Annotated in this window: 22 protein-coding genes; 13 read left to right on the top strand and 9 right to left on the bottom strand. The window is 71.3% G+C overall.

Features of this window, described 5'->3' with window-relative positions; all coding sequences use genetic code 11:
- Window positions 1-186: 186 nt before the first annotated feature.
- The 4 genes from IE272_RS05735 to glxA all read left to right on the top strand — a co-directional run bounded on the left by IE272_RS05735 (window position 187) and on the right by glxA (window position 4,787).
- The gene (locus IE272_RS05735) at window positions 187-537 is read left to right on the top strand and encodes a DUF3817 domain-containing protein (RefSeq protein ID WP_007448011.1); all 351 of its coding nucleotides are present in this window, start codon (window positions 187-189) and stop codon (window positions 535-537) included.
- Window positions 534-830, top strand: a complete 297-nt coding sequence (locus IE272_RS05730; RefSeq protein ID WP_056700528.1) for an MTH1187 family thiamine-binding protein — start codon at window positions 534-536, stop codon at window positions 828-830. The genes IE272_RS05735 and IE272_RS05730 overlap by 4 nt, the downstream gene beginning before the upstream one ends.
- A gap of 189 nt (window positions 831-1,019) precedes the next feature.
- Window positions 1,020-2,828 (top strand): glycosyltransferase family 2 protein, encoded by a 1,809-nt coding sequence (locus IE272_RS05725; RefSeq protein WP_179890799.1) that lies wholly within the window; start codon window positions 1,020-1,022, stop codon window positions 2,826-2,828.
- 3 nt (window positions 2,829-2,831) lie between these two features.
- A complete protein-coding gene (glxA, locus tag IE272_RS05720) occupies window positions 2,832-4,787 on the top strand; it encodes a radical copper oxidase GlxA (protein WP_057665821.1) in 1,956 nt (651 codons plus the stop codon).
- 24 nt (window positions 4,788-4,811) lie between these two features.
- Here glxA and IE272_RS05715 read toward each other — a convergent pair whose 3' ends face one another.
- Both IE272_RS05715 and IE272_RS05710 read right to left on the bottom strand, forming a co-directional pair.
- Window positions 4,812-5,861: a glycoside hydrolase family 6 protein gene (locus IE272_RS05715; protein WP_050360367.1), complete on the bottom strand. Its 1,050-nt coding sequence runs from the start codon at window positions 5,859-5,861 to the stop codon at window positions 4,812-4,814.
- A 138-nt stretch (window positions 5,862-5,999) separates the two neighbouring features.
- Window positions 6,000-6,983, bottom strand: coding sequence for an ArsR/SmtB family transcription factor (locus IE272_RS05710; RefSeq protein ID WP_056700521.1), 984 nt, complete (start codon window positions 6,981-6,983; stop codon window positions 6,000-6,002).
- A gap of 83 nt (window positions 6,984-7,066) precedes the next feature.
- Here IE272_RS05710 and IE272_RS05705 point away from each other — a divergent pair, with 83 nt between their 5' ends.
- From IE272_RS05705 to icmA, 4 genes are all read left to right on the top strand, one after another.
- On the top strand, window positions 7,067-8,488 hold the full coding sequence (locus tag IE272_RS05705) for an MFS transporter (protein WP_190006397.1): 1,422 nt from the start codon (window positions 7,067-7,069) through the stop codon (window positions 8,486-8,488).
- Between the two features lie 10 nt (window positions 8,489-8,498).
- Window positions 8,499-9,008, top strand: coding sequence for a MarR family winged helix-turn-helix transcriptional regulator (locus IE272_RS05700; protein ID WP_007448021.1), 510 nt, complete (start codon window positions 8,499-8,501; stop codon window positions 9,006-9,008).
- Between the two features lie 67 nt (window positions 9,009-9,075).
- Window positions 9,076-9,402, top strand: coding sequence for a DUF3817 domain-containing protein (locus tag IE272_RS05695; protein WP_026290710.1), 327 nt, complete (start codon window positions 9,076-9,078; stop codon window positions 9,400-9,402).
- A gap of 96 nt (window positions 9,403-9,498) precedes the next feature.
- Entirely contained in the window at window positions 9,499-11,199 is a 1,701-nt protein-coding gene (gene icmA, locus IE272_RS05690) for a coenzyme B12-dependent isobutyryl-CoA mutase large subunit (protein WP_050360364.1), read from the top strand.
- A gap of 95 nt (window positions 11,200-11,294) precedes the next feature.
- Here the strand turns inward: icmA and IE272_RS05685 are convergent, their stop codons facing one another.
- Window positions 11,295-11,921 carry a TetR/AcrR family transcriptional regulator gene (locus tag IE272_RS05685; RefSeq protein ID WP_007448029.1) on the bottom strand — a complete coding sequence of 209 codons (627 nt, stop codon included), beginning with the start codon at window positions 11,919-11,921 and terminating at the stop codon, window positions 11,295-11,297.
- A gap of 472 nt (window positions 11,922-12,393) precedes the next feature.
- Between IE272_RS05685 and IE272_RS05680 the strand changes: the two genes are divergently transcribed.
- From IE272_RS05680 to IE272_RS05665, 4 genes are all read left to right on the top strand, one after another.
- Window positions 12,394-13,344 (top strand): tetratricopeptide repeat protein, encoded by a 951-nt coding sequence (locus IE272_RS05680; protein WP_229897215.1) that lies wholly within the window; start codon window positions 12,394-12,396, stop codon window positions 13,342-13,344.
- Window positions 13,345-13,994: 650 nt separating this feature from the next.
- Window positions 13,995-14,648 (top strand): DUF6230 family protein, encoded by a 654-nt coding sequence (locus IE272_RS05675; protein WP_056703868.1) that lies wholly within the window; start codon window positions 13,995-13,997, stop codon window positions 14,646-14,648.
- 95 nt (window positions 14,649-14,743) lie between these two features.
- The gene (locus IE272_RS05670; RefSeq protein WP_050360360.1) at window positions 14,744-15,289 is read left to right on the top strand and encodes a DUF6114 domain-containing protein; all 546 of its coding nucleotides are present in this window, start codon (window positions 14,744-14,746) and stop codon (window positions 15,287-15,289) included.
- Window positions 15,279-16,574, top strand: coding sequence for a hypothetical protein (locus IE272_RS05665; RefSeq protein ID WP_190006396.1), 1,296 nt, complete (start codon window positions 15,279-15,281; stop codon window positions 16,572-16,574). The genes IE272_RS05670 and IE272_RS05665 overlap by 11 nt, the downstream gene beginning before the upstream one ends.
- Before the next feature lie 99 nt (window positions 16,575-16,673).
- Here the strand turns inward: IE272_RS05665 and pyk are convergent, their stop codons facing one another.
- The 3 genes from pyk to pta form a co-directional block, all read right to left on the bottom strand.
- Window positions 16,674-18,104 carry a pyruvate kinase gene (gene pyk / locus IE272_RS05660; RefSeq protein ID WP_050360358.1) on the bottom strand — a complete coding sequence of 477 codons (1,431 nt, stop codon included), beginning with the start codon at window positions 18,102-18,104 and terminating at the stop codon, window positions 16,674-16,676.
- Window positions 18,105-18,207: 103 nt separating this feature from the next.
- Window positions 18,208-19,428 (bottom strand): acetate kinase, encoded by a 1,221-nt coding sequence (locus tag IE272_RS05655; protein ID WP_190006395.1) that lies wholly within the window; start codon window positions 19,426-19,428, stop codon window positions 18,208-18,210.
- Window positions 19,429-19,481: 53 nt separating this feature from the next.
- Window positions 19,482-21,563 carry a phosphate acetyltransferase gene (gene pta, locus IE272_RS05650; protein WP_190006394.1) on the bottom strand — a complete coding sequence of 694 codons (2,082 nt, stop codon included), beginning with the start codon at window positions 21,561-21,563 and terminating at the stop codon, window positions 19,482-19,484.
- Between the two features lie 331 nt (window positions 21,564-21,894).
- Between pta and IE272_RS05645 the strand changes: the two genes are divergently transcribed.
- Complete coding sequence (locus tag IE272_RS05645; RefSeq protein WP_007448045.1) at window positions 21,895-22,920, top strand: ATP-dependent 6-phosphofructokinase; 1,026 nt, start codon at window positions 21,895-21,897, stop codon at window positions 22,918-22,920.
- Between the two features lie 58 nt (window positions 22,921-22,978).
- Here the strand turns inward: IE272_RS05645 and IE272_RS05640 are convergent, their stop codons facing one another.
- From IE272_RS05640 to IE272_RS05630, 3 genes are all read right to left on the bottom strand, one after another.
- Entirely contained in the window at window positions 22,979-23,683 is a 705-nt protein-coding gene (locus tag IE272_RS05640) for a helix-turn-helix domain-containing protein (protein WP_190006393.1), read from the bottom strand.
- A gap of 181 nt (window positions 23,684-23,864) precedes the next feature.
- Entirely contained in the window at window positions 23,865-24,539 is a 675-nt protein-coding gene (locus tag IE272_RS05635; protein WP_050360354.1) for a response regulator, read from the bottom strand.
- Entirely contained in the window at window positions 24,536-26,281 is a 1,746-nt protein-coding gene (locus IE272_RS05630; RefSeq protein WP_229897214.1) for a sensor histidine kinase, read from the bottom strand. The genes IE272_RS05635 and IE272_RS05630 overlap by 4 nt, the downstream gene beginning before the upstream one ends.
- Window positions 26,282-26,399: the final 118 nt, after the last annotated feature.

Below are 26,399 nucleotides of genomic sequence, written 5' to 3'. Positions count from 1 at the left end.
CGGCCAGAGGCTCCGGAACCGTTACGTCCCTGATGCGCACGCGGACCGGCCCTGATATGCGGCGATACGCGCACCGGCGGACGGGGCGGCCCCCGCCGCCGGGCGCGCCCCGGCGCGATGCCACAATGGGGGCGGCTTGTGCCTCGGTTCACAAGCCCTCGCGACCCTCCCACCGAAGGTGCCCCTGTGGACATCAAGACCGCTTCCGCCCTGCACCGGCTGCGCCTCATCTCGATTCCCGAGGCGCTGTCCTTCCCCGCCCTGATCCTCTTCGGCTCGGTCCTCAGCCGCGTCTCGGACATCGACTTCCTGATGATGCCGCTCGGCATGATCCACGGCGTGCTCTTCGTGATCTACGCCGTGTTCCTGCTCGACGTGTGGATGAAGGCCAAGTGGCCGCTCAAGCGCGTCGCCCTCTTCTTCGTCCTGTCCCTGATCCCCTTCGGCGGGCTCTACGGCGACAAGCTCCTCAAGCAGTACGAGGCCGACGGCGTCATCGCCGCCCGCGCCCGCCGCGAGGGCACGGTCAGCGCATGATCGTCGCGTTCTCCGTCTCCCCGCTCGGTGTCGGCGAGGACGTCGGGGAGTACGTCGCCGACGCCGTGAGGGTCGTCCGCGCGTCCGGTCTCCCCAACCGCACCGACGCCATGTTCACCTCCATCGAGGGGGAGTGGGACGAGGTCATGGACGTCGTCAAGCGTGCCGTGGCCGCCGTCGAGGCCCGCGCCGGCCGCGTCTCCCTGGTGCTGAAGGCCGACATCCGGCCCGGTGTCACCGACGGCCTGACCTCCAAGGTCGAGACCGTGGAGCGGCACCTCGGGGGCGCCTGACCTCCTGACGCACCGTCCGCACAGGACGTCCCGCGTTCACCGCGTTCACCCGAAAAGCCCCCGCCGCCACACGGCCGGGGGCTTTTCCGGTTCCGGATCCAAAACCGCTCACTCGGACCTGCCAAGTCGACACACCGTTAGCCGTCCCCTTCTGTGGGGATATCAACCCGTTCGACAGTGGGAGGCACGGTGCGGTCGGAGGGCTACGACTACGACACCTACAGCCGGCTCGCGGGTCCGCTCACGGAGCCGGAACCGACGGGGTACCGGGTGCGGTACAAGAGCCTGCTCTCGACGGAGAAGCACCGAATAAGAGCCGTCCTGCTGATGACCCTGGCCCCGGTGCTCACCGGGATCCTCCTGCTGTACCTGGTCTGGCCCACGCACTGGACCGAGCGGGAGAACGGGGAGCGCTGGCTGGTCGTCGCCGACACCGTGATGCTGGTGTCGATCGCCCTGATCGAGCTGTTCATGCTGGTCAACGTGGTCTCCATCGCGCACGCCACGCTCGTCGCGCGGGACCCGGTCCCCGTGACGCCCGAGCCCGGCACCAAGGTCGCCTTCCTGACCACGTACGTCCCCGGCAAGGAACCGCTCTCCATGGTCCGCGCCACCCTCAAGGGCGCCGTACGCCTGAAGCACTCCGGCCCGCTGGACGTCTGGCTGCTCGACGAGGGCGACGACCCCGGGGCCCGGATGCTCTGCGCCGAGCTGGGCGTCCACCACTTCACCCGGCGCGGGGTCCCCGAGTGGAACCGTGACAAGGGCGTCCACAAGGCGAAGACGAAGCACGGCAACTACAACGCCTGGATCGCCCTGCACGGCGGCGACTACGACTTCTTCGCCTCCGTCGACACCGACCACGTGCCCATGCCCAACTTCCTGGAGCGGATGATGGGCTACTTCCGCGACCCGGACGTCGCCTTCGTCGTCGGACCGCAGGTCTACGGGAACTACGACTCGGCCGTCACCAAGGCCGCCGAGTCGCAGCAGTTCCTCTTCCACGCCCTGATCCAGCGCGCGGGCAACCGCTACGGCGCCCCGATGTTCGTCGGCACCAACAACGTCGTGCGCATCGCCGCGCTGCGGCAGGTCGGCGGCCTGTACGACTCGATCACCGAGGACATGGCCACCGGCTTCGAGATCCACCGCCGCCGCAACCCGCGCACCGGACACTACTGGCGCTCCGTCTACACCCCCGACGTGCTGGCCGTGGGCGAGGGCCCCGCCTCCTGGACGGACTTCTTCACCCAGCAGCTGCGCTGGTCCCGGGGAACGTACGAGACGCTGTTCAAGCAGTACGGCAAGGCGCTGTTCCGGGTGCCCCCCGGCCGCCTCCTCAGCTACACGCTGATGCTCGTCTACTACCCGATGACCGCGGTCAACTGGCTGCTCGGCGTCCTCAGCTGTGTGCTGTTCCTCTGGTTCGGGGCGTCCGGCACCCAGGTCGCCGCCTCCATCTGGCTGATGCTCTACAGCGACGCCGCCGCCCTCCAGATCGGGCTCTACCTCTGGAACCGCCGGCACAACGTCTCCCCGCACGAGCCCGAGGGTTCCGGTGGCCTCGCCGGCATGGCCATGTCCGCGCTCTCCGCCCCGATCTACCTGAAGTCGCTGGGCTCGGCCGTGCTGCGCACCGACGGCCGGTTCGTCGTCACGCCCAAGGGCGGCCAGGCCTCCCCGGACCGGCTGCTCACCTTTCGTATCCACCTCTCCTGGGCGGCGGTCCTGCTCTCCTCGCTCGCCGCGTCGGTGTACCTGGACCACACCCATGTGGCGATGCGGACCTGGGCGGCGCTGGGTCTGGCGATATCCCTCTCCCCGGTCGCCGTCTGGGCCTGGACCGTCCGGCAGGACAAGCGCGCCGAGACCGCGCGCGCCGTCCCCGTCCCGTCGCCCCCGCCGCCCGAGCCGGTCTACGCCACCGGCCCCACCCCGTCGGCGACCACCGCGGCGAGCGCCGGCACCACCGCCACCACCACCGCAGGAGGGAACTGACCCATGGCCTACCGGCCCTCGAAGCAGATGAGGAAGACGCTCCTGGGAGGCGGCGCGGTGGTGCTGCTCGCCGGGCTGAACGCTCCAGCGGCCCTGTCCTTCGCCGAGGACAGGTACCACGCGTACAAGATCGACCAGCCGGAGTACAAGGCGGAGTACGGCTCCTGGGAGCGCGTGAACATTCCGAAGGAGTACCGGACCAACGCGATCCACGCGGCGCTCCTGCACACCGGGAAGGTGCTGATCGTCGCGGGCTCCGGCAACGACGAGAAGAACTTCGACGCGGGCACCTTCGACACGGTCCTGTGGGACCCGGCCGAGAACACCTTCCAGAAGATCCCCACCCCCGAGGACTTCTTCTGCGGCGGCCACGCCCAGCTCCCCGACGGCCGCCTCCTGATCGCGGGCGGCACCGCCCGCTACGAGGTGCTCGACGACAAGGTGAAGCGGGCCGGCGGCGGTATGCGGGTCAAGAACGAGAACCCCGACAAACCGCTGAAGCTCAAGAAGGGCACGGTCTTCCGCTCGCCCTCCGGAGTCGAGTACGTGGCCAAGTTCGACGTCACCGTCCCCAAGGCCAAGCGCGAGTTCGAGGTCGACTACTTCAAGAGCGGCCAGATGAAGCCGTGGAAGACCAAGGTGACCGCCGCCGAGCAGCGGGTCTTCGTCGAGGCGGCGGACGACGGCCCCGAGGCGGTGGCGACGGACGCCGCCCAGTACGAGATCGTCGGGCTGAAGGGCAAGGAAGCCGACAACTCCTACGGCCTCGCCGAGAAGATCACCATGGACAAGCAGGACTTCCAGGGGATCCGCGCCGCCTACGAGTTCGACCCGACGGCGGAGAAGTACATCAAGGTCGACCCGATGAAGGAGGCCCGCTGGTATCCGACGCTCGTCGGTCTGGAGGACGGCAGGGTGCTCGCCGTCTCCGGCCTCGACGACGTCGGCGCGATCCTCCCGGGAGACAACGAGATCTACGACCCGAAGACGAAGAAGTGGACCAAGGGCCCCTTCCACTACTTCCCGACCTACCCGGCGCTCTTCCTGACCAAGGGCGGCAAGCTCTTCTACCCCGGCGCCAACGCCGGTTACGGCCCGGCGGACAAGGGGCGCGAGCCCGGGATCTGGGACATCAAGAAGAACACCTTCACCAAGGTGCCCGGACTGACCGACACCGACGAGCTGGAGACGGCGGCCTCGCTGCTGCTGCCGCCCGTGCAGGACCAGAAGGTGATGGTGCTCGGCGGCGGCGGGGTCGGCGAGTCCAAGAAGTCCACCGCCCGCACGGCGGTCATCGACCTCAAGCAGGACAGCCCGGCCTTCGAGCCCGGCCCCGACCTGCCGCAGGGCACCCGCTATCTGAACAGCGTGATCATGCCCGACGACACCGTCTTCACCAGCGGCGGATCCGAGGACTACCGGGGCCGCGGGGCCAGCAACATCCTGAAGGCGCAGTCCTACGACCCGAAGACCAACACGTTCAAGGAGGCGGCCGAGCCGACGGTGGGGCGCAACTACCACTCCGAGGCGCTGCTGCTGCCCGACGGGCGGGTGGCGACCTTCGGCTCCGACTCGCTCTACGGCGACAAGGACAACACCAAGCTCGGCAAGTTCGAGCAGCGGATGGAGGTCTACACCCCGCCCGCCCTGCACCGCGGCAAGGACGAGCGCCCGGTGATCGGGAACGGCCCCGAGGCCGCCGAGCGCGGCACGACGGTCACGTACGAGAGCGCCGACGCGGACCGGATCGCCACCGCCCGGCTGATGCGGCCGAGCGCCGTCACCCACACCACCGACGTGGAGCAGCGCTCCATCGAACTGGGCCTGAAGAAGGGGGACGGCAAGCTGAGCGTGACCGTGCCGGACGACCCCACGCTGGTGCCGCCCGGCTGGTACATGCTCTTCGTCACGGACGCCGACGGCATCCCCTCCGAGGCGAAGTGGGTCAAGGTCGCCTGACCCCGAAAGCGCCCCGGGACCGCTTCAGGAAGCGGCGCGCCTCGCCAGGCCGAGCGCGTACTCCGGCCACCAGTCGCCGGCCGGCGGGCCGCCCCGGCAGGTGCCGTCGGAGTCGCCCGGCCGCTTGATCCACAGATACGCGTCGAGCCGGTCGTCGCCGGTGTCGGTGGTCGGCGGAGTGCCGAGCCCCCGGCCCGGCGGATTGCACCAGGCCTCCTCACGGCCCCCGGACAGGGGGCCGTTGCCGTTGCGGCTGGTGTCGATCACGAAGTGCGAGCCGCCCACGGCGTCGGAGAGCCGGCCGGCGTACGCCTTCACGCTCTCGTTCGACTGGAAGTTGGACACGTTCAGCGAGAAGCCGTCGGCCCGGTCGATGCCGGCCTGTCGCAGCGGCTGCGCCATCTTGGACGGCTCGTCGATCCAGTCCGGGTTGCCCGCGTCCAGGTAGACCTGGGTCTTCGGCAGGGCCTTGAGCGTGTCCACCGCCTCGGAGAGGAGCTGGTAGCGCTCGGCGTGGTGCTCGGGCGGGGTGCAGCCGTCCGTGATGTGGGGGAGGGCGTCCGGCTCCAGGATCACGGTCGCGGGCGCGTCCCCGATGGCGTCGGCGAACTCCCCGATCCAGGAACGGTAGGAGTCCGCGTCCTTCGCGCCGCCCGCGGAGTAGAGCCCGCAGTCGCGGTGCGGGATGTTGTACGCCACCAGCAGGATGGTCTTCTTCGTGCGGGCGGCGGACCTCGCCGCGGCCCGGATCCCCGGGGCCGGGTCGTCCCACGCGGGCCAGTCGGCCACCGGCCGCCCGGAGATCCGCCGCAGGATCTTCGCCTCCGTCTCGCGCCCCTGCTTCTCCCAGGTGCGCACCTGGCGGGCGGCGTCGCTGTTCGGGTCGACCCAGTACGGGGATGCCGCGCTCGGGGCGGGTTCGCCCCGGACGAGGTCGTCCGCCGCCTCGGCGGTCCGGGTGACGTGCGGTTCCGGTGTCGAGCAGCCCGTGGTGAGGACGGTCGCCAGGGTGAGGGCGGCCAGGACGGGGACGGTACGGGGGAGAGCGCGGGGGACGATTCTGCGGCCGGACATCCAGACCCCTCGGACGGCGGTGACTCACGGATACGGAGCACAGGGAAACGTGAGCAATCGTGACATGACGGTCACCGAGAGTGGCGGCGCGACACCGTCCGTGACCCTTATGCCGCTAGGGCCTGGGCCAGGCGCGCGTCACTCCGAGGCGGCCAGCGCGATCCCCAGCGGCGTGCGCTCGTACAGCACCTGGTGTCCGTAGCGCCGCGAGGCCAGCAGCCCCGCCCCGCGCAGCACGGACAGATGGGCCGACACGGACGAGGGGGCGAGGCCCAGCCGGTGTGCCAGGGCGCTCGTCCCGGCCGGTTCGTCCAGCGCGCACAGCACATCGGCCCGGACCCGGCCGAGCAGCCGGGCGAGGGTCCCCGGGGTCCGGTCGCCGGACTCGCTCCACAGCCCGCCGATACCGCGCGCCGGGTAGATCAGCCCCGGCTGCCAGGGCTCCTCGTGGCCGCCCACCACCTCCGGCCAGACGAATACGCTCGGCATCAGCACCAGGCCCTGCCCGCCCAGCACCCGCTGGTGATCGCCCCGGGTCCCGGTCACGGTGAGCGTCGAGCCGTTCCAGCTCAGCCGAGGACTCACCTCGCCCAGCACCTGTTCGAGCCCGCTGTCCGCGAGCCGCCTCGAGTGGTAGGCGATGTCCGCCTCCAGCAGCGCCCGCAGCCGGGGCCAGTACGGCTCGATCAGCGTCTGCCAGGCCCGCTCCAGCAGATCGGCGAGCTCGTGCACGGCCCGCGCCGGATCGGCCAGCAGCCGCCGCCCGGTCGCCGATTCGGGACCGCCCGGCCGGTCGCCCAGCGCCAGCGCCATGTCGGCCCGCGCCACCTCCGGATCGACGGCCCGCACCGCCGCGATCTCCTCCTCGAAGGTGGCCAGCGGTCCTATCGGCGGAGGGCAGATGAAGTCCGGGTTGTGGCCGCTGTCCGGCATCAGCAGCCACAACGGCTCCAGGTCCAGCGTCACGGCCGCCTCCCGGATCCGGCGGAGCCAGGGCAGGTGGTAGCCGTGGCGGTAGGGGCGCGACAGGGTGCGCACCGCCTCCTGGGTCTCGAACAGCGGTGACAGCGCGAACCGGCAGCGCAGCAGATCGCTCTCGCCGAAGTGCAGCTGGAACGGCATGTCTCCCCCTCGCTCGCGGCCGCGAACATTCGGCTCCAGCCGAAAGTCTAGGGCCGGCCGCGCCCCGGCCCCAGGCTCGTCCCATGCCGACCGAAAGCCCCGCCCCGGCGGACACACCCCGTACACCGCCCGCCCCGGCGACACCGGTCCCGGCTCCGCCCCCGGAGCGTGCCGCCCACCCTGACCCGGGCCCCGGGCCCACGCTCCGGGAGCCCGCCGCCCCCGCCCCCGGTGCCCCGGCGCCCGCCGCCCCGCGCGGCTACCGGGCCGTCTTCGCCGTCACCGAGTTCCGGGCCGTCTTCGCCGCGCATCTGCTCTCGCTGCTCGGCGTCGTGGTCAGTGAACTGGCGCTCACCGTGCTCGTCTACGACCTCACCGGCTCCCCGCTGCTCAGCGCGCTGACCTTCGCGCTGGGGCTGCTTCCGTACATGATCGGCGGCACCCTGTTCGCGGGGGTCGCCGACCGCTACCCGGCCCGCCGCGTCCTGGTCGTCTGCGATCTGCTCTGCGCCGCCTGCGTCGCCGTGATGCTGGTGCCCGCCACCCCGGTCGCCGGGCTGCTCGCCCTGCGCTGCCTGGTCGCCGCCATCGCGCCCGTCTTCACCGGGACCCGGATGGCGGCGCTCACCGACATCCTCGGCGAGGGCGACCTCTACGTGCTGGGCCGCTCCTTGCTGCGGATCGTCTCGCAGAGCGCGATGCTCATCGGGTTCGGCGCGGGAGGAGTGCTGCTCACCGTGCTGTCCCCGCGCGGCGCGATCACCGTCACCGTGGTGACCTTCCTGTGCTCGGCCGCCCTGCTCCGCTTCGGCACCCGCGACCGCCCCGCCCGCTCGGTCACCGGCGACGGCGGCGGGACGCTGCTGAAGGAGTCGCTCTCCGGGGCCCGTCTGGTGCTGGGAGACCGCCGCATCCGGGCGCTGATGCTGCTGTTCTGGCTGCCCGCGATGTTCGTGGTGGCCCCGGAGGCGCTCGCCGCCCCGTACGCCGACGCGATCGGGGCCTCGCCCGCCGCGCTCGGGCTGCTGCTCTGCGCGATGGCCGTCGGGCACATCGGGGCCGAGCTGTTCGTGGGCTCCGCGCTCAGCCCCCGTAACCGCTCCCGGATCGTCCTGCCGGTCGCCGCCGCCGGCCTGCTCCCGCTCCTCGTGTACGTGGTCCGCCCCGGGCTGCCGCTCGCCCTGGCGGCCCTCGCCCTGGCCGGCGCCGGCGCCGCGTACGTGATCGGGCTCGACCAGTGGTTCGTCGACGCCGTGCCCCCGGAGCTGCGCGGCCGGGCCATGACGCTGCTCACCGCCGGGCTGATGACCGTCCAGGGCCTAGGGATGGGGCTGGCGGGGCTCGCGGCCGAGTTCTTCCCCGTGCACCAGGTGGTCGCCGGATCCGGAATCATCGGTACCGTCAGCACGCTCCTGCTCGTCGCCGAGGTCCGCAGGACAGCCCCCGGACGGATGTCCGATACCGAAGGACGAGACAGGGCTGACCGGCATATGACCAGTCGGTAAGGTCGATGCCGTGCCGAAGCCGCTCAGTCTTCCCTTCGATCCCATCGCCCGCGCCGACGAGCTCTGGCAGCAGCGCTGGGGACCCGTGCCCTCGATGGGGGCGATCACGTCGATCATGCGGGCCCAGCAGATCCTGCTCGCCGAGGTCGACGCCGTCGTCAAGCCGTACGGGCTGACCTTCGCCCGGTACGAGGCGCTGGTGCTGCTCGCCTTCTCCAAGGCCGGTGAGCTGCCGATGTCCAAGATCGGGGAGCGGCTGATGGTGCATCCCACCTCGGTCACCAACACCGTGGACCGGCTGGTCAGGTCCGGTCTCGTGGGGAAGCGGCCGAACCCCAACGACGGCCGCGGAACGCTGGCGTCCATCACCGACAAGGGCCGCGACGTCGTCGAGGCGGCCACCCGGGACCTGGTCGCGATCGACTTCGGGCTCGGGGTGTACGACTCCGAGGAGTGCGCCGAGATCTTCGCCATGCTGCGTCCGCTCCGGGTGGCGGCCCAGGACTTCGAGGAGAAGTGAACGCGGCCTTCCGGTGAGGCCGGGGTCGCGCGAAGATCGCCCCGGTCGTCCCGTTACGCTCGTAGCCATGAAACAGAACGTGCTCACCCGCTACCGGGTGATGGCCTACGTCACCGCCATCTGGCTGCTCGTCTTCACCGTGGCGATCATCGCGAAGTACGGCTTCGAGACCGGCGACACCATGCTGATCTCGCAGATCCACGGCGTGCTGTTCATCGTCTACGTCGTCTTCGCGTTCGATCTCGGCTCCAAGGCGAAGTGGCCCTTCGGCAAGCTCCTGTGGGTGCTGGCCGCGGGCTGCATCCCCTTCGCCTCGTTCTTCGTCGAACCCAAGGTCAGCCGCGAGGCCCGCGCCCTGGTCACCGACCCCGCACCGGTGACCGCCAAGGCCTGAGCCACAGGGCTCCGGACCACCCCGAACCGCCCCGCGCGAAAAGCGCCGGGCGGTTTGCCATCGACATTTACTAGGACGTCCTAGTAAATTCGAGGTATGGACGCTGACGCGATCGAGGAAGGCCGCCTCCGCTGGCAGGCCCGTTACGACAAGGCCCGCAAGCGTGACGCGGACTTCACCACGCTCTCCGGCGACCCGGTCGAGCCCGCGTACGGGCCGCGCCCCGGTGACACGTACGAGGGATTCGAGCGGATCGGCTGGCCGGGGGAGTACCCCTTCACCCGCGGGCTGCACCCCACCGGCTACCGGGGCCGCACCTGGACGATCCGCCAGTTCGCCGGCTTCGGCAACGCCCAGCAGACCAACGAGCGCTACAAGATGATCCTCGCGGCGGGCGGCGGCGGCCTCAGCGTCGCCTTCGACATGCCGACGCTGATGGGCCGGGACTCCGACGACCCGCGCGCGCTCGGCGAGGTCGGCCACTGCGGGGTCGCCATCGACTCCGCCGCCGACATGGAGATCCTCTTCGGGGACATCCCCCTCGGCGACGTCACCACCTCGATGACGATCAGCGGCCCGGCCGTGCCCGTCTTCTGCATGTACCTGGTCGCCGCCGAGCGCCAGGGCGTCGACCCGGGCGTGCTCAACGGCACGCTCCAGACCGACATCTTCAAGGAGTACATCGCGCAGAAGGAGTGGCTCTTCCAGCCCGAGCCCCACCTGCGCCTCATCGGCGACCTGATGGAGCACTGCGCCCGCGACATCCCCGCCTACAAGCCGCTCTCCGTCTCCGGCTACCACATCCGCGAGGCCGGGGCGACGGCCGCGCAGGAGCTGGCCTACACCCTCGCGGACGGCTTCGGCTACGTGGAACTGGGCCTCTCGCGCGGCCTGGACGTCGACACCTTCGCCCCCGGGCTCTCCTTCTTCTTCGACGCGCACCTGGACTTCTTCGAGGAGATCGCCAAGTTCCGCGCCGCCCGCCGCATCTGGGCCCGCTGGATGAAGGAGACGTACGGCGCGCAGACCGACAAGGCGCAGTGGCTGCGCTTCCACACCCAGACCGCCGGTGTCTCGCTCACCGCGCAGCAGCCGTACAACAACGTGGTGCGCACCGCCGTCGAGGCGCTCTCCGCCGTGCTCGGCGGCACCAACTCGCTGCACACCAACGCCCTCGACGAGACCCTCGCGCTCCCCTCCGAGCAGGCCGCCGAGATCGCCCTGCGCACCCAGCAGGTGCTGATGGAGGAGACCGGCGTCGCCAACGTGGCCGACCCGCTGGGCGGTTCCTGGTACGTCGAGCAGCTCACCGACCGGATCGAGGCCGAGGCCGAGAAGATCTTCGACCAGATCAAGGAGCGCGGCACCCGGGCCCACCCCGACGGGCAGCACCCCATCGGGCCGATGACCTCCGGCATCCTGCGCGGCATCGAGGACGGCTGGTTCACCGGCGAGATCGCCGAGTCCGCGTTCCAGTACCAGCGAGCCCTGGAGAAGGGCGACAAGCGGGTCGTCGGCGTCAACGTCCACCACGGCTCGGTCACCGGCGACCTGGAGATCCTCCGGGTCAGCCACGAGGTCGAGCGCGACCAGGTCAGCCAGCTCGCGGACCGCAAGGCCGCCCGCGACGACGCCAAGGTGACCGCCGCCCTCGACGCGATGCTCGCCTCCGCCCGCGACGGCTCGAACATGATCGCGCCGATGCTGGACGCCGTGCGGGCCGAGGCCACGCTCGGCGAGATCTGCGGGGTGCTGCGCGAGGAGTGGGGCACCTACACGGAGCCGCCGGGCTTCTGAGTTCCCGTCATCCCCCGGTGACCCGGTGACTTTCCCGCCGGGTCACCGGGGCGCCGTGGGCAACCGGGCCAGGGCCCGGTCGTCCCGCCGCCCCGCTATCCGGCCTGCGCGCCCGCCAGCCCCAGCAGCAGCAGCGAGGTGAAACCGCTCGCCCACTCGGAGTCCACCGGCTCCGCGCTCACCAGGGTGCGGTGCACCACGGCTCCGGCGATCACGTCGAAGATCAGGTCCGCGTTGCGGGCAGCCGTCGAGGCGTCGTCCTCGTACCGCAGCTCGCCGCGGGCCTGGGCGCGTTGCCGGCCCAGGAGCACCAGCCGCTTCTGCCGGTCCACGATGGCCGAGCGGATCCGGAGGCGCAGCGAGTCGTCGCGGGTGGACTCGGCGACCACCGCCATCAGCGCCGTACGGGCCTCCGGCCGCTCCAGCAGGGCGGCGAACTGGAGCACGACGCCCTGCACATCGGCGGCCAGACTGCCCCGGTCGGGCAGCTCCAGCTCGTCGAAGAGGACGGCGACCGCGTCCACGACCAGCTCGTTCTTGCCCGCCCAGCGCCGGTAGAGGGTCGTCTTGGCGACACCGGCCCGGGTCGCCACATCCCCCATCGTCAGCTTCGACCAGCCGAGATCGACCAGGGACGCCCGCGTCGCTTCGAGGATCGCGGCATCGGCCGCGGTGCTCCGCGGACGTCCTGTTCGGGTGGCTTTGGGGTCGCTGTCGTTCATGATGCGGCGACCATACCGGCCGGTAGGGGAAACGGTTGTGCTCCGGTGCCCGTGAGACAGATCACCGGGATCATCTGTCCGGGCGGGGTGATCCGCAGTTACGCTACGGGTCGTAGCGTAAGGAAGGCGGCCGGATCGCCCCCGAGCGCCACGGAACGAACGAGCGACAGCCACCGGGGTCTCCACGGAGATCCCAGGCGCCGGGTGGGGACCCGGGGCCGCACGGACCGGCCGGATGGGGATCCGGAAGGTCCACCCGGGCCTTCGGGCCCGGTCAGTTCCAGCCAGGGTCTTTCAGGGGCCCGACCGGTTCCACCGGGCCTTTCGGGGCCTCCGGGGAGCCGGGACCGCCTCGGCCCGTCCGCCCCCGCACACCGGTGGGGGCGCCCGGGCCGGTCCGGTTCTCGCACTCGCTTTCCGGAACGGTGTGCTCAGGGGGGAGGATGTACGTATGCAGCCTAGGAACATGTCCATGAGCGGCGTTGTCGACCTCGCCGCCGTCAAGGCGGCCGGCGAGGCCAAGGCCAGGGCGGAGCAGGCCCGCGCGGAGGCCTCCCGTACCGGGGGCGCCGGCGCCGTCGCGCCCGCCGCCCTGGTGATCGACGTCGATGAAGCCGGCTTCGAGCGCGACGTCCTCCAGCGCTCCGCCGAGGTCCCCGTCGTCATCGACTTCTGGGCCGAGTGGTGCGAGCCGTGCAAGCAGCTGGGCCCTCTGCTGGAGCGCCTGGCCGTCGAGTACAACGGCCGCTTCCTGCTGGCCAAGGTCGATGTCGACGCGAACCAGATGCTGATGCAGCAGTTCGGCATCCAGGGCATTCCGGCCGTCTTCGCCGTCGTCGCCGGGCAGGCCCTCCCGCTCTTCCAGGGCGCGGCCCCCGAGGCTCAGATCCGCGAGACGCTGGACCAGCTGATCCAGGTCGGCGAGGAGCGCTTCGGGCTGACCGGGATCGCCGTCGACCCGGACGCCGCCCCGGCGGACGCCGTCCCGGCCGAGGCTCCCGCCGGCCCGTACGACGCCGTGCTGGAGGCCGCCGCGTCCGCTCTCGACGCCAATGACTTCGGCGGAGCGGTCCAGGCGTACAAGAACGTCCTCGCGGACGACCCGGGCAACCCGGAGGCCAAGCTCGGCCTGGCCCAGGCGGAGTTGCTCGGCCGCGTCCAGAGCATGGACCCGCAGGCGGTCCGCAAGGAGGCCGCGGACAACCCGGGCGATGTGAACGCCCAGCTCGCCGCCGCCGATCTCGACCTGGTCGGCGGACATGTCGAGGACGCCTTCGGCCGGCTCGTCGAAGCGGTCCGCCGCACCGCGGGCGACGACCGCGACGCCGCCCGGCTGCGACTGCTGGAGCTGTTCGAGGTGATCGGTCCGGAGGACCCCAGGGTCACCGCCGCGCGCACCTCGCTGGCCCGCGTCCTGTTCTGACACGGTCCGCCGTCCGCTCCGGACGAGCTCGATTGTTCCGATGTGACAAGTCGGCCGCGCTGCCCCCCGGGCAGCGCGGCCGTTTTGCCGTTCCGACGCCAAAGAAGACCGCGAGAAGCCTTCGCTTTACCAAATCTTGACAAAGATGCAAGCTGTTACTCGCAGTAAGGCGGGTCGGTGATTCTGTCCTGTTTCCATGAAGTTTCCCGCCATTCCGATGTCCCTTTCGTGCCACCCTGCGTCGCCGTGTGATGCCGCCCTGTCGCCCTGTGGTTATCGGGCCGTTACTAGCCAGTAACGATCCCCCTTGTGTCGCGGCCGTGAATGCACCACGATCGGCCACGCTCGGTCCAATACCTTCAGCCCGGTCTCCAGCCGGTGCCTGAGGGGCTGTTGGGTCCCCACCGAGTGGTCGGCGGCAGAGGCGCCGACCGCGGACAGGGGGGTTCCCGCCCACGGGTGGGGCCTGTCCGACCGGCTGTGCGGAAAGCGCGGCCAGTGGTTGTCGCTCGGGGGTGAACGCCGGTGGATCGGATGCGGGACACGTCTCCGATACGGGCGCTCTCCTTCCCGAGGACGTAGCACTTCTCCCATCCCAGGACGGGCACGATGCCCGGCCGGAGATGTACGTCCGAGAAGAAGGAGCAAGTATGAGTTCCCAGGTTCGCGGTGGGACGAGATGGAAGCGGTTCGCTCTGGTCATGGTGCCGAGCGTCGTCGCCACGGCGGCGGTGGGCGTCGGCCTCGCACAGGGCGCGCTCGCCGCGTCGTTCAGTGTGTCGGGGCAGAGCTTCAAGGTCAGCACCGACAAGCTGGACGGTCACGACTTCGTCCAGTACGGCAGTGTCGCGGTCGGTAAGGACCTCGAAGGCAAGGAAGCCGCGCACCCGGTCGCGGTGTCGGGCTTCAGCAGTGCCACGATCACCAACATGTGCCAGTCGGTGGTCACGCCGAAGGTCCCCTTCATCGGCAAGAGCGTCAGTCTTGAGCTGAGGGCCGGTACCGACCCGGACCGGCCGGTCGAGGCCACCAACCTCTACCTGGACGTCGCACAGCTGGACGCCGACGCCGACTTCGAGAACATCGACATCGGTGTCGCGGCCGGTTCGCTGAAGAAGAAGGACAGGCCGAACGGGATAGGCATCCAGCCCGGCACCAAGGCGAACGAGGCCGGCTTCGCGCAGCGTGCCGACCGTGCCGTTCTGACCAAGGTGAAGCAGACGGCGTGGGCGACCACCGCCGGTACCTTCAAGCTCAGCGACCTGAAGCTGAAGCTGCACACGGGCGTCAAGGAGTGCTTCTAGCCTCCGGCTCGGGTGGCCGGAAAGTCCCCTCAGGGCTTTCCGGCCGCCCACCCTCCCCTTCTCACGGCAGTACCGGTTCCAGGGAGCTGTTTTCCATGAGCCCCGAGTCCACAGGGCAGAACGAGCACTACATCCGCGTCCTTCGGCGACGCTTCCGCGCCTGGCGGGGTCACCGGCCGTTCTGGGCCGGACTGTTCACCATGGTCGGTGGGATTCCCATCGCCTACTTCCCGTACGCGAGCATGACGCTCGGCAACATGACGCTGGCCATGTCCACCACGGCCGGCGCCGGATCCCTGATCATCGGGGTCCTGCTGATCACGCTCGGCCTGACGATGTGGTACCACAGCATCGTGCGGGTCTTCGCCGGTGTCGCGGCCATCCTGCTCGCGCTGATCTCCATCCCCGTCGCCAACATCGGCGGCTTCGTCGTCGGATTCGCCCTCGCCCTCGTCGGCGGAGCCCTGTCCATTTCCTGGGCCCCGGGCAAGCCCGAGAGCGCCGACGGGACCCCGCTCGCCGAGCACCCGGACGAGGAGCGGTCGAAGGATGAGCTCCACGCCGCGGCCGTGCCGCAGCAGCAGGGCTCCGGGTACGACCTGGCAGTCGACACCGACGGCGGGGGGCACCGTGCGGGGTGACGACGGACAGCAGACGAACGCCTACCCCGGCGACGACCTCCGCGAGCGCAGGGGCCCCCGTCACGCGGCCCCCAGGAAGTCGCTGCTGACCAAACTCCACCTGCCCAGCGGCAAGAAGGCGCTGGCGCTCGCGGCGATGCCGACGGCGGTCTTCGTCGGCATGGGGCTGACGCCCAAGCTGGCCCTGGCCGACGACCGTGCCGACATCCCGTTCGCGCCCGGACCGTGCGTCACCCGGTCCGACGAGCCGAGCGAGTCCGATTCGCCGAAGGCCACCCCGTCCCCGTCGGCCACGGCGAAGGACGAGCAGGACGACGCGTCCGGCAAGGACGACGCCGCGACCCCGAAGCCCTCGGCGAGCGGTTCCGCCTCCGACCCGGACAAGGACCCCGCGCCCGGCACGGACGCGGACAAGTCGGCGCGGTCCGCCGGGGAGACGCCCGCCGAGGCGCCCTCCGCGACCCCGACGCCCACGAAGTCGAAGAACCCGCTCGACCCGCTCGGGGTCGGCGACGCGCTCAAGGACCTCTTCGACGGGCCCGACGACGAGGCCACCGAGGAGCCGGCGAGCCCGTCCCCGAGCCCCACGACCGAGGCCCCGAAGCCGTCCGACGAGGCGAAGGACCCGGCCAAGGACGCGGCGGACAAGGCGAAGGAGACGTCCGACAGGACGGCCGACGCCATCCGCGAGGCGGCCGAGAAGGCGGGCAAGGACGTCGAGGAACTCGACGAGGACGCCAAGGGACTCGACCCCAAGAAGGACGAGGACATCCCCGACGGCGCCAAGCCCCGCTTCCCGTGCCCCGAGGCCGACCCGGACGCACTCGCCGCGGCCGAACTGGAGCCCGGCATCCCGCTGCTCCCGTCCGACCCGTGGACCCTGGAGTCGACGCTGCTCACCCTCAACGGCCTGGACTACCACGGCATCGTCGAGGTGAAGAAGGCGGACGGCAGCATCAAGAAGGTGCTGAAGTTCACCGCCAGTTCCATCGACATCAAGGACCTGCACCAGCTGACCGTCGGCCCCGCGGGCACGACCGGTCATGTGAAGTCGCGGCCCGGATCCACCTCGACGATCCGCAACGGCGAGGTGACGATGTACACGGAGGAGCTGAAGGGCAACCTCTTCGGTCTCATCCCGATCACCTTCAGCCCGGAGACCCCGCCGCCGCTGAACGTCCCCTTCGCCTTCTTCACCAAGGTGAAGGTGGTTCAGGCCGGCCAGTTCGGCGGCACGCTCACCGTTCCGGGACTGCAGAACTTCCTCGACGGCGGCAACGGCTGACAGCCGTCCGCCCCCCGAACCCGTCCGGGAGCCGCACAACGCCGTGGGCCGTACTCCTCACCAGGAGTACGGCCCACGGCTCTGCGGTGCGGGGTGCGGTCAGTCCCGCTCGCCGCCGCCCAGGTGGTGCACCCGGACCATGTTGGTGGTGCCGGGGATGCCGGGGGGCGAGCCGGCGGTGATGACCATCGTGTCGCCGTCGTTGTAGCGGTTCAGCTTCAGCAGCTCAGCGTCGACCAGGTCGACCATCGCGTCGGTGTTGTCCGCATGCGGGACGACGTGCGACTCGACGCCCCAGCTCAGGGCGAGCTGGTTGCGGGTGGACTCGTCCGTGGTGAAGGCCAGGATCGGCTGGGCGGTGCGGTAGCGGGAGAGACGGCGGGCGGTGTCGCCGGACTGGGTGAAGGCGACCAGGGCCTTGCCGTCGAGGAAGTCCGCGATCTCGCAGGCCGCGCGGGCCACCGAACCGCCCTGCGTACGGGGCTTCTTGCCGGGGACCAGCGGCTGGAGGCCCTTGGAGAGCAGCTCCTCCTCGGCGGCGACGACGATCTTCGCCATCGTCTTGACCGTCTCGATCGGGTACGCGCCCACCGAGGACTCGGCGGACAGCATGACCGCGTCCGCGCCGTCCAGGATCGCGTTGGCGACGTCGGACGCCTCGGCGCGGGTCGGACGCGAGTTGGTGATCATCGACTCCATCATCTGGGTCGCCACGATCACCGGCTTGGCGTTCCGCCGGCACAGCTCCACCAGGCGCTTCTGCACCATCGGGACCTTCTCCAGCGGGTACTCGACGGCCAGGTCGCCGCGGGCCACCATCACACCGTCGAACGCCGCGACGACGCCCTCCATGTGCTCGACCGCCTGCGGCTTCTCCACCTTGGCGATGACGGGGACCCGGCGGCCCTCCTCGTCCATCACCTTGTGGACGTCCTTGACGTCGTCGGCGTCCCGGACGAAGGAGAGGGCGACCAGGTCGCAGCCCATCCGCAGCGCGAAGCGCAGGTCCTCGACGTCCTTCCCGGACAGGGCCGGGACGTTGACCGCCGCGCCGGGCAGGTTGATGCCCTTGTGGTCGGAGATGACACCGCCCTCGATGACGATGGTCCTCACCCGGGGGCCCTCGACCGCCACGACCTTCAGCTCGACGTTGCCGTCGTTGATCAGGATCGGGTCGCCCTTGGCGACGTCGCCGGGCAGACCCTTGTAGGTCGTGCCGCAGATCGACTTGTCGCCGGGGACGTCCTCGGAGGTGATGGTGAACTCGTCCCCGCGGACCAGTTCGACCGGGCCCTCGGCGAACTTCGCCAGCCGGATCTTCGGGCCCTGGAGGTCGGCGAGCACGCCCACCGCGCGGCCGGTCTCGGCGGCCGCCTTGCGGACACGGTCGTAACGGCCCTGGTGTTCCTCGTGGGTGCCGTGACTGAAGTTGAAACGGGCCACGCTCATGCCGGCCTCGATCAGAGCGACGAGCTGCTCATGGGAGTCGACGGCGGGACCGAGGGTGCAGACGATTTTGGAACGGCGCATGAGGCGGATCCTATCGGTTTGTTTCGCTGCGGAATATTCCGTCTGGTGGAAGATACAAAGGGGCGCGGGGGTGCTCAGTTGTCGACCTGTCCGAGGCCCCGGATCAGGGCGAACCGGGCCCCTCGACGAGCGCGAACGTCTGGTCGGCGATCTCCAGCTCCTCGTCCGTCGGCACCACGGCGACCGCCACCCGGGCGTACTCCGGCGAGATCAGCCGCGGCTCCGCGGACCGTACGGCGTTGAGCGAGGCGTCCACCGCCATGCCCAGCTCCTCCAGGCCCGCGATGGCAGCTTCCCGCACCGGAGCCGCGTTCTCCCCGACCCCCGCCGTGAACGCCACCGCGTCCACCCGGCCGAGGACCGCCGTATAGGCGCCGATGTACTTCTTCAGCCGGTGGATGTAGATGTCGAAGGCCAGTGCCGCCCGCTCGTCGCCCTCGTCGATCCGGCGGCGGATCACCCGCATGTCGTTGTCGCCGCACAGGCCGACCAGCCCGCTCTTCTTGTTCAGCAGGACGTCGATGTCGTCGGCCGACATGCCCGCCACCCGCTTCAGGTGGAAGGTGACCGCCGGGTCGATGTCCCCGGAGCGCGTACCCATCACGAGCCCCTCCAGGGGTGTCAGGCCCATGGAGGTGTCCACGCACCGCCCGCCCGCGACCGCCGATGCGGACGCCCCGTTGCCCAGGTGCAGCACGATGACGTTCACGTCCTCGGGGGCCCTGCCCAGCAGCTCGGCCGTCTTCCGGGAGACGTACGCGTGCGAGGTGCCGTGGAAGCCGTAGCGGCGGATGCGGTGCGCGTCGGCGGTCTCCACGTCGATCGCGTACCGCGCGGCCGCCTCCGGCATCGTCGTGTGGAACGCCGTGTCGAATACCGCGACCTGCGGCAGGTCCGGCCGCAGCGCCCGCGCCGTGAGGATGCCCGTGATGTTCGCCGGGTTGTGCAGCGGCGCGACCGGGACGAGGCGCTCGATCTCCCGCAGCACCTCGTCGGTGATCACGGTCGGCGCGCTGAACCTCAGCCCGCCGTGCACCACCCGGTGCCCGATCGCGGCGAGTTCGGGGGAGTCGAGGCCGAGGCCGTCCGCCGCCAGCTCCTCGGCCGCCGCCTTGAGCGCCGCGTCGTGGTCGGCGATCCGGCCCGTACGCTCACGGGGCTCGGCGCCGTCGCCGGTCAGCGGCGTGTGCACCAGGCGCGAGGTCTCCTCGCCGATCCGCTCGACCAGGCCCGAGGCGAGCCGTGAGCGGTCGCGCATGTCGAGGAGCTGGTACTTCACCGACGAGGAGCCGGAGTTGAGGACGAGGACACGATGCGGTTCCACAGGGGCTGCCGTGCTTTCGTTTCCGGAGGGAGTGGCCGGGGGAGTGGGCGCCGTCATGCGGGGCGCTCCTCGCCCTGCGCCTGGATCGCCGTGATCGCCACGGTGTTGACGATGTCCTGGACGAGCGCGCCGCGCGACAGGTCGTTGACCGGCTTGCGCAGACCCTGGAGCACCGGGCCGACCGCCACCGCGCCCGCCGAGCGCTGCACGGCCTTGTAGGTGTTGTTGCCGGTGTTCAGGTCCGGGAAGATCAGCACGGTCGCCTGGCCCGCCACCTCGGAGCCGGGCAGCTTCGTCGCCGCGACGGACGGCTCGACCGCCGCGTCGTACTGGATCGGCCCCTCCACCCGCAGCTCGGGCCGCTCCGCCCGCACCCGCTCGGTGGCCTCGCGCACCTTGTCGACGTCCGCGCCGGAGCCGGAGGTCCCGGTGGAGTACGACAGCATCGCGATCCGGGGTTCCACGCCGAACCGGGCCGCCGTCACCGCCGACTGCACCGCGATGTCCGCGAGCTGCTCCGCGTTCGGGTCCGGGTTGACGGCGCAGTCGCCGTACACGAGGACCTTGTCGGCCAGGCACATGAAGAAGACGGACGACACGATCCTGGCGTCGGGCTTCGTCTTGATGATCTCGAAGGCTGGGCGGATCGTGGCCGCCGTGGAGTGCACCGACCCGGACACCATCCCGTCGGCGAGACCCTCCTGCACCATCAGCGTGCCGAAGTAGTTCACGTCCGCCACCACGTCGTGCGCCAGTTCCACCGTCACCCCGCGGTGCGCGCGGAGTTCGGCGTACCGCTCGGCGAAGGCCCCCCGCAGCTCCGAGGTGTGCGGGTCGATCAGCTGGGTGTCCGCGAGGTCGATGCCGAGGTCGGCGGCCTTCTTGCGGATCACGTCCACGTCGCCGAGCAGCGTGAGGTCGCAGACGTCCCGGCGCAGCAGTACGTCGGCGGCGCGCAGCACCCGCTCCTCGGTGCCCTCCGGCAGCACCACGCGCTTGCGGTCGGAGCGGGCCTGCTCCAGCAGCTCGTGCTCGAACATCATCGGCGTGACGCGTCCGCTGCGGGCCACCGAGATCCGGTCGAGGAGGGCGCCGGTGTCGACGTGGCGCTCGAACAGGCCGAGGGCGGTCTCCGCCTTGCGGGGCGTCGCCGCGTTCAACTTCCCTTCGAGGGCGAAGAGTTCGCCGGCCGTGGGGAAGGATCCGCCGGCCACCGACACGACCGGGGTCCCCGGTGCGAGCCGGGCGGCCAGCGTGAGTATCTCCTCGCCGGGGCGCTCGTTCAGGGTCAGCAGCACGCCCGCGATGGGCGGGGTGCCCGCGCTGTGCGCGGCCAGCGAACCCACCACCAGGTCCGCCCGGTCCCCTGGGGTGACCACCAGGCAGCCGGGCGTCAGCGCGTTCAGCAGGTTCGGCAGCATGGCCCCGCCGAACACGAAGTCCAGCGCGTCGCGCGCGAGCCCCGCGTCGTCGCCGAGCAGCACCGTGCCGTCCAGCGCCGCGGTGATCTGGGCGACCGTGGGCGCCGAGAGCGCCGGGTCGTCCGGCAGGACGGAGACGGGCACCGGCAGCCGGGCCGCGAGCCGCTCCGCGATCGCCGCGCGGTCCTCGGCGGCGACCCGGTTCACCACCATGGCCAGCACATCGCAGCCGAGGCCCGCGTAGGCGCGGTAGGCGTTACGGGTCTCGGCGCGGACGGACTCCGCGTTCTGCCCCTTGCCGCCGACCACCGCGATCACCGACGCCCCGAACTCGTTGGCGAGCCGGGCGTTCAGCGCCAGCTCGTCGGGGAGCTGCGTGGCGGCGAAGTCGCTGCCCAGGACCAGGACCACCTCGTACGCGCGGGCGACCTGGTGGAAGCGCTCGACGAGCCGGGAGACCAGCTCGTCCGTGCCCTTCTCCGCCTGCACGGCGGAGGCCTCGTGGTAGTCCAGGCCGTAGACGGAGGCCGGGCTCTGGGAGAGCCGGTAGCGGGCCCGGAGCAGCTCGTAGAGCCGGTCGGGTCCGTCATGGACCAGCGGACGGAACACACCGACCCGGTCCACCTGACGCGTCAGAAGCTCCATGACTCCCAGCTCGACGACCTGCCGGCCGTCCCCCCGGTCGATCCCGGTCACGTACACGCTGCGCGCCACGCGTGCTCTCCCGTCCTTGTGTTCGGTGCCGCGACCCGTGGGCGTCCGGACGTGCGGTGATGCCCCCGTGCCCGCCCGGTGATCCGCCGGGTGCGGCAGTGGCCTGCATTGCCTCTTGACGATACCTGCGGGGGCCGCTATGCCGCCCGCCGGAGGCCCCGCTCCGGCAGGGACGCACGTCCCCTGCCGGAGAGGGCCTCCTACCCCCTGGACCCGGCCGAAAGCGCGGGGTCCGTGCCGGGCGTGGGACAATCGTCCTGGTTCAGGGCACGGAGGCCGCCACGGTCGGTCTCCCGGAAAAGCGCGACTAGCGAGCAGGAGACACACCTCGATGCGCATCGGAATTCTCACCGCGGGCGGCGACTGCCCCGGCCTGAACGCAGTGATCCGGTCGGTCGTCCACCGGGCCGTGGTCGGCCACGGCGACGAGGTCATCGGCTTCGAGGACGGCTTCAAGGGGCTGCTCGACGGCCACTTCCGCCCCCTCGACCTCAACGCGGTCAGCGGCATCCTCGCCCGCGGCGGCACCATCCTCGGCTCGGCCCGCCTGGAGCGCGACCGGCTGCGCGAGGCCGCCGAGAACTGCGAGGAGCTGTCCCGCCGTTACGGCATCGACGCGCTCATCCCGATCGGCGGCGAGGGCACGCTCACCGCGGCCCGCATGCTCTCCGACGCGGGCATGCCGGTCGTCGGCGTCCCGAAGACCATCGACAACGACATCTCCTCCACCGACCGGACCTTCGGGTTCGACACGGCGGTGGGCGTCGCGACCGAGGCCATAGACCGTCTCAAGACCACCGCCGAGTCCCACCAGCGGGTGATGGTCGTCGAGGTCATGGGCCGGCACGCGGGCTGGATCGCGCTGGAGTCCGGGATGGCCGGCGGCGCCCACGGCATCTGCCTGCCCGAGCGCCCCTTCCAGGTCGACGACCTGGTCAAGATGGTCGAGGAGCGGTTCGCGCGCGGCAAGAAGTTCGCCGTCATCTGCGTCGCCGAGGGCGCGCACCCGGCGGAGGGCTCCATGCCGTACGCCAAGGGCGAGATCGACCAGTACGGCCACGAGCGCTTCCAGGGCATCGGCAACCGCCTGGCCATCGAGCTGGAGACCCGGCTCGGCAAGGAGGCCCGGCCGGTCATTCTCGGCCATGTCCAGCGCGGCGGCACGCCGACCGCGTACGACCGGGTGCTCGCCACCCGCTTCGGCTGGAACGCCGTGGAGGCCGTGCACCGCGGCGACTTCGGCCGGATGACCGCCCTGCGCGGCAACGACATCGCCATGGTCCCGCTCGCCGACGCCGTCACCCAGCTGAAGAGGGTCCCCGCCGAGCGGATGTACGAAGCCGAGTCGGTCTTCTAGCCGTCCCTCCGGCCGACCCTCCGGAACCGCACGGGCCGCACGGGCGGCCCGTGCGGGGTCACACCCCGGCGGTCCGCCAGAACTGGTCCACCACCCGGGACAGGAACGCCCGCCCCGCGTCGCCCGTCGACCCGGCGCGTTCCTGCCCCGTGCTGCTCCAGCTCAGCGTGGAGACCATCAGGGCCTGGTAGTCGGCGTGCAGTTGTTCCAGCACGTCCTGGATCAGCGCCCGGTCCAGCGGGACGACCTTGGCCACCGGGCGGACGTACGCCTGCCAGCGCGTGGTGACCGCGCTGCTCAGCAGCTCCGCCAGCTCCTCGTCGCGGCCCGTCGCCGTCAGGAACTGCGCCGCCGTCAGATCCAGCGCCCGGCACAGCGCCGCCGACTGCTTCTCGTTGCCCCGCCAGCGCCCCGACTCCTCCATCCGCAGGTACGAGGCGCCGGTCATTCCCAACTGGCGGGCCAGGTCGTCCACGCTCAGATCCCGGGTCATACGGTGCTCGCGCAGGGTGGCGGCGGCCGCCAGCAGCTCTCCGGGGGCGCACCACAGAACGCCGGCGAGGGCGGTCAGCTCGCGTTCCCCGGGCGTCGCGAGGCCGCGCTCCCAGGCGATGACGGTCTCTGCGCTGATCCGGAGTCCGTACTGGGCGGCGAGCCCGTAGGCGACATGGCCGGGAGCCATCCCCAGTGCCTCGCGGAGACGGCGCGCGGCGGGGGCGTTGAATGGCGGGGTGGGGTGCACGGGCCCACCGTAGAAGTCCATTTCCGCCCTGGCTACGGTACGTTCCCCACAGATCACGCTTCGTAGGAACCTCCAGCCGCGAACCGGGCGGACGGTACGCGAATGCCGCCCCACCAGCGCTTTCTTTTGATCATCCGTAGCAGCCCGCCAAGGCCGTGAAACCGACCGGCAAGCGCTTGTCGGCCATTTCCGCGACGGCCGGTCAGCGCCCTGCGGCCAGCCAGCGGTAGTGCAGCTCAGGTCGGCCGACCTGCCCATAATGCGGACGCCTCGCGGCGCTGCCGACGGTCACCAGGTGCTCCAGGTACCGGCGGGCCGTGATCCGCGAGATGCCCAGCCGCTCCCCGGCGGCAGCCGCCGTCACCCCCTCCGGCGACTCCTTCAGCACCCGGGTCACCGCCTCCAGCGTCGGGCCGCTGAGTCCCTTGGGCAGCGCGGCCGGATGGGCGACCCGCAGCGCGCCCAGCGCCCGGTCCACCTCCTCCTGCCCGCTCGCCTCCCCGGCGACGCCTCGGAACTCCGCGTACCGCACCAGCCGGTCCCGCAGCGTGGGGTACGTGAACGGCTTCAGCACGTACTGCACGACGCCGAGCGACACCCCCTCCCGGACCACCGCGAGATCCCTCGCCGAGGTCACCGCGATCACGTCCGCCCCGTGGCCGGAGGCCCGCAGTGAGCGCAGCAGCCCGAGCCCGTGCCCGTCCGGCAGATAGAGGTCGAGCAGCAGGAGATCCACCGGCGTCCGCTCCAGCGCCCGCACCGCCGCCGCCCGGGTGTGCGCCACCGCCGTCACCGTGAAGCCCTCCACCCGCTCCACGTACATCTGGTGGGCGGCGGCGGCCACCGGATCGTCCTCCACCACCAGGACCCGGATCATGTCGTGACCTCCTCGGACGCGGACGTGGACGCGGGCGTGGTTCCGGGCGTGGACGGGGACGTGGACTCGGCCCCGGACCCGGGTCGCGAACCTGTCGACCGGGCCCGAAGCGGCAGCCGTACGGTGAACCGCGCGCCGCCGTCCGGACCTGGATCCAGCTCCACCGTGCCCCCGTTGCGGTACGCCGCCTGCCGCACCAGCGCCAGGCCGAGCCCGCGCCCCGCCCCGTGCGTCGACCAGCCGCGCCGGAACACCTCGTCCGCCTCCTCCGGGCCGATACCCGCTCCCGTGTCCGCGACCCGCAGCAGCAGCTCCCGCTCGTCCGCGAGCGCGGTCACGGTGACCCGGGCCCGCCCCGCCGGGCCCCCGGGCGCCCGGGGCGACGGCACCGCCCCGGAGCCGTCGTCGGTGCCGTCCGAAGCCGCTTCCACCGCGTTGTCGATCAGATTCCCCAGGATCGTCACCAGATCGCGCTGGGCCAGCGAGGGCGGCAGCGCCCCGTCGTCGATCAGGCTGTCCTCCGCGAGCACCAGCTCCACGCCCCGCTCGTTCGCCTGGGCCGCCTTGCCGAGCAGCAGAGCCGCCAGCACCGGCTCCTCCACCGCCCCCACCACCCGGTCGGTCAGCACCTGGGCCAGCTCCAGCTCCGCCGTCGCGAAGTCCACCGCCTCCTCCACCCGGCCCAGCTCGATCAGCGACACCACGGTGTGCAGCCGGTTCGCCGCCTCGTGGGCCTGGGAGCGCAGCGCCTGCGTGAAACCGCGCTCGGAGTCCAGCTCACCGGAGAGCGCCTGCAACTCGGTGTGGTCGCGCAGGGTCACCACCGTGCCGCGCCGCTCACCGCCCACCACCGGACGGGTGTTGACCACGACGACCCGCTCCGCCGTCAGGTGCAGCTCGTCCACCCGCGCCTCCGACGCCAGCAGCGCCCCGGTCAGCGGCGCGGGCAGGGCCAGCTCGTCGACCGTACGGCCGACCGCCTCCGCGTCCGGCTCCAGGCCCAGCAGCTCCCGCCCGGCGTCGTTGATCAGCGCGATCCGCCGCCGCCCGTCCAGCATCAGCAGCCCCTCGCGCACCGCGTGCAGGGTGGCCTGGTGGTAGTCGTGCAGCCGGCTCAGCTCGGCCGCGTTCATCCCGTGGGTGTGCCGCCGCAGCCGCGCGTTGACCACGTACGTGCCGATCCCGCCGAGCGCCAGCGCCCCGCCCGCCGCGAGCGCGAGCGCGCCGAGCTGGTCCCGTACCTGCGAGGAGACCCGGTCCACGGTGATGCCCGCGCTGACCAGGCCGACGATCCGCCCGTTGTCGCGGATCGGGGTCACCACCCGGATCGAGGGGCCCAGCGTGCCGGTGTACGTCTCGGTGAAGGTCTGCCCGCGCAGGGCCTTCGCGGTGTTCCCGAGGAAGGTGTCCCCGATCTGCGCCGTGTCCGGATGCGTCCAGCGCACCCGCTCCGTGTCCATGATCGTGATGAAGGCGATCCCGGTGTCCTCGCGCACCCGCTCCGCGTACGGCTGGAGCGCGGCGGACGGGTCCGGGGTACGGATGGCCTCCCGTACGGAAGGGGAATCGGCCACCGCCAGCGCCGCCACCCGCACCTGCCGGGCGGCCGTCTCCTCGGCCTGCGCGCTGCCCGAGACGTACGCGAAGACGGCGCACCCCGCCACCACCGCGGCGATCAGTACGACCTGCATGGCGAAGAGCTGGCCCGCCAGGGATCGGGGGCGGGTACGGGGGAGGCGCATACCCCACAGTCTGCCTGGCCCCGCCGGACCTGCTCCGGGTGGCCGGAAAGTGCCTGTGAACGATATGAACGCAAGGGTGACCGGGGTCACAGGGCGGTGGATAGTCGCCGGAGCCCCC

This window comes from Streptomyces anulatus (assembly GCF_014650675.1).
Lineage (GTDB): Bacteria > Actinomycetota > Actinomycetes > Streptomycetales > Streptomycetaceae > Streptomyces > Streptomyces anulatus.
The sequence above is the reverse complement of the archived record's forward strand: the minus strand, read 5'-3'. Positions and strand labels throughout refer to the sequence as shown.

Coding starts and splice junctions, on each gene's coding strand:
- IE272_RS05730 (WP_056700528.1), top strand. CDS start 534: ATGATCGTCGCGTTCTCCGTCTCCCCGCTCGGTGTCGGCGAGGACGTC.
- glxA (WP_057665821.1), top strand. CDS start 2,832: ATGGCCTACCGGCCCTCGAAGCAGATGAGGAAGACGCTCCTGGGAGGC.
- IE272_RS05715 (WP_050360367.1), bottom strand. CDS start 5,861: ATGTCCGGCCGCAGAATCGTCCCCCGCGCTCTCCCCCGTACCGTCCCC.
- IE272_RS05710 (WP_056700521.1), bottom strand. CDS start 6,983: ATGCCGTTCCAGCTGCACTTCGGCGAGAGCGATCTGCTGCGCTGCCGG.
- IE272_RS05705 (WP_190006397.1), top strand. CDS start 7,067: ATGCCGACCGAAAGCCCCGCCCCGGCGGACACACCCCGTACACCGCCC.
- IE272_RS05695 (WP_026290710.1), top strand. CDS start 9,076: ATGAAACAGAACGTGCTCACCCGCTACCGGGTGATGGCCTACGTCACC.
- icmA (WP_050360364.1), top strand. CDS start 9,499: ATGGACGCTGACGCGATCGAGGAAGGCCGCCTCCGCTGGCAGGCCCGT.
- IE272_RS05685 (WP_007448029.1), bottom strand. CDS start 11,921: ATGAACGACAGCGACCCCAAAGCCACCCGAACAGGACGTCCGCGGAGC.
- IE272_RS05680 (WP_229897215.1), top strand. CDS start 12,394: ATGAGCGGCGTTGTCGACCTCGCCGCCGTCAAGGCGGCCGGCGAGGCC.
- IE272_RS05675 (WP_056703868.1), top strand. CDS start 13,995: ATGAGTTCCCAGGTTCGCGGTGGGACGAGATGGAAGCGGTTCGCTCTG.
- IE272_RS05670 (WP_050360360.1), top strand. CDS start 14,744: ATGAGCCCCGAGTCCACAGGGCAGAACGAGCACTACATCCGCGTCCTT.
- pyk (WP_050360358.1), bottom strand. CDS start 18,104: ATGCGCCGTTCCAAAATCGTCTGCACCCTCGGTCCCGCCGTCGACTCC.
- IE272_RS05645 (WP_007448045.1), top strand. CDS start 21,895: ATGCGCATCGGAATTCTCACCGCGGGCGGCGACTGCCCCGGCCTGAAC.
- IE272_RS05640 (WP_190006393.1), bottom strand. CDS start 23,683: ATGGACTTCTACGGTGGGCCCGTGCACCCCACCCCGCCATTCAACGCC.
- IE272_RS05635 (WP_050360354.1), bottom strand. CDS start 24,539: ATGATCCGGGTCCTGGTGGTGGAGGACGATCCGGTGGCCGCCGCCGCC.
- IE272_RS05630 (WP_229897214.1), bottom strand. CDS start 26,281: ATGCGCCTCCCCCGTACCCGCCCCCGATCCCTGGCGGGCCAGCTCTTC.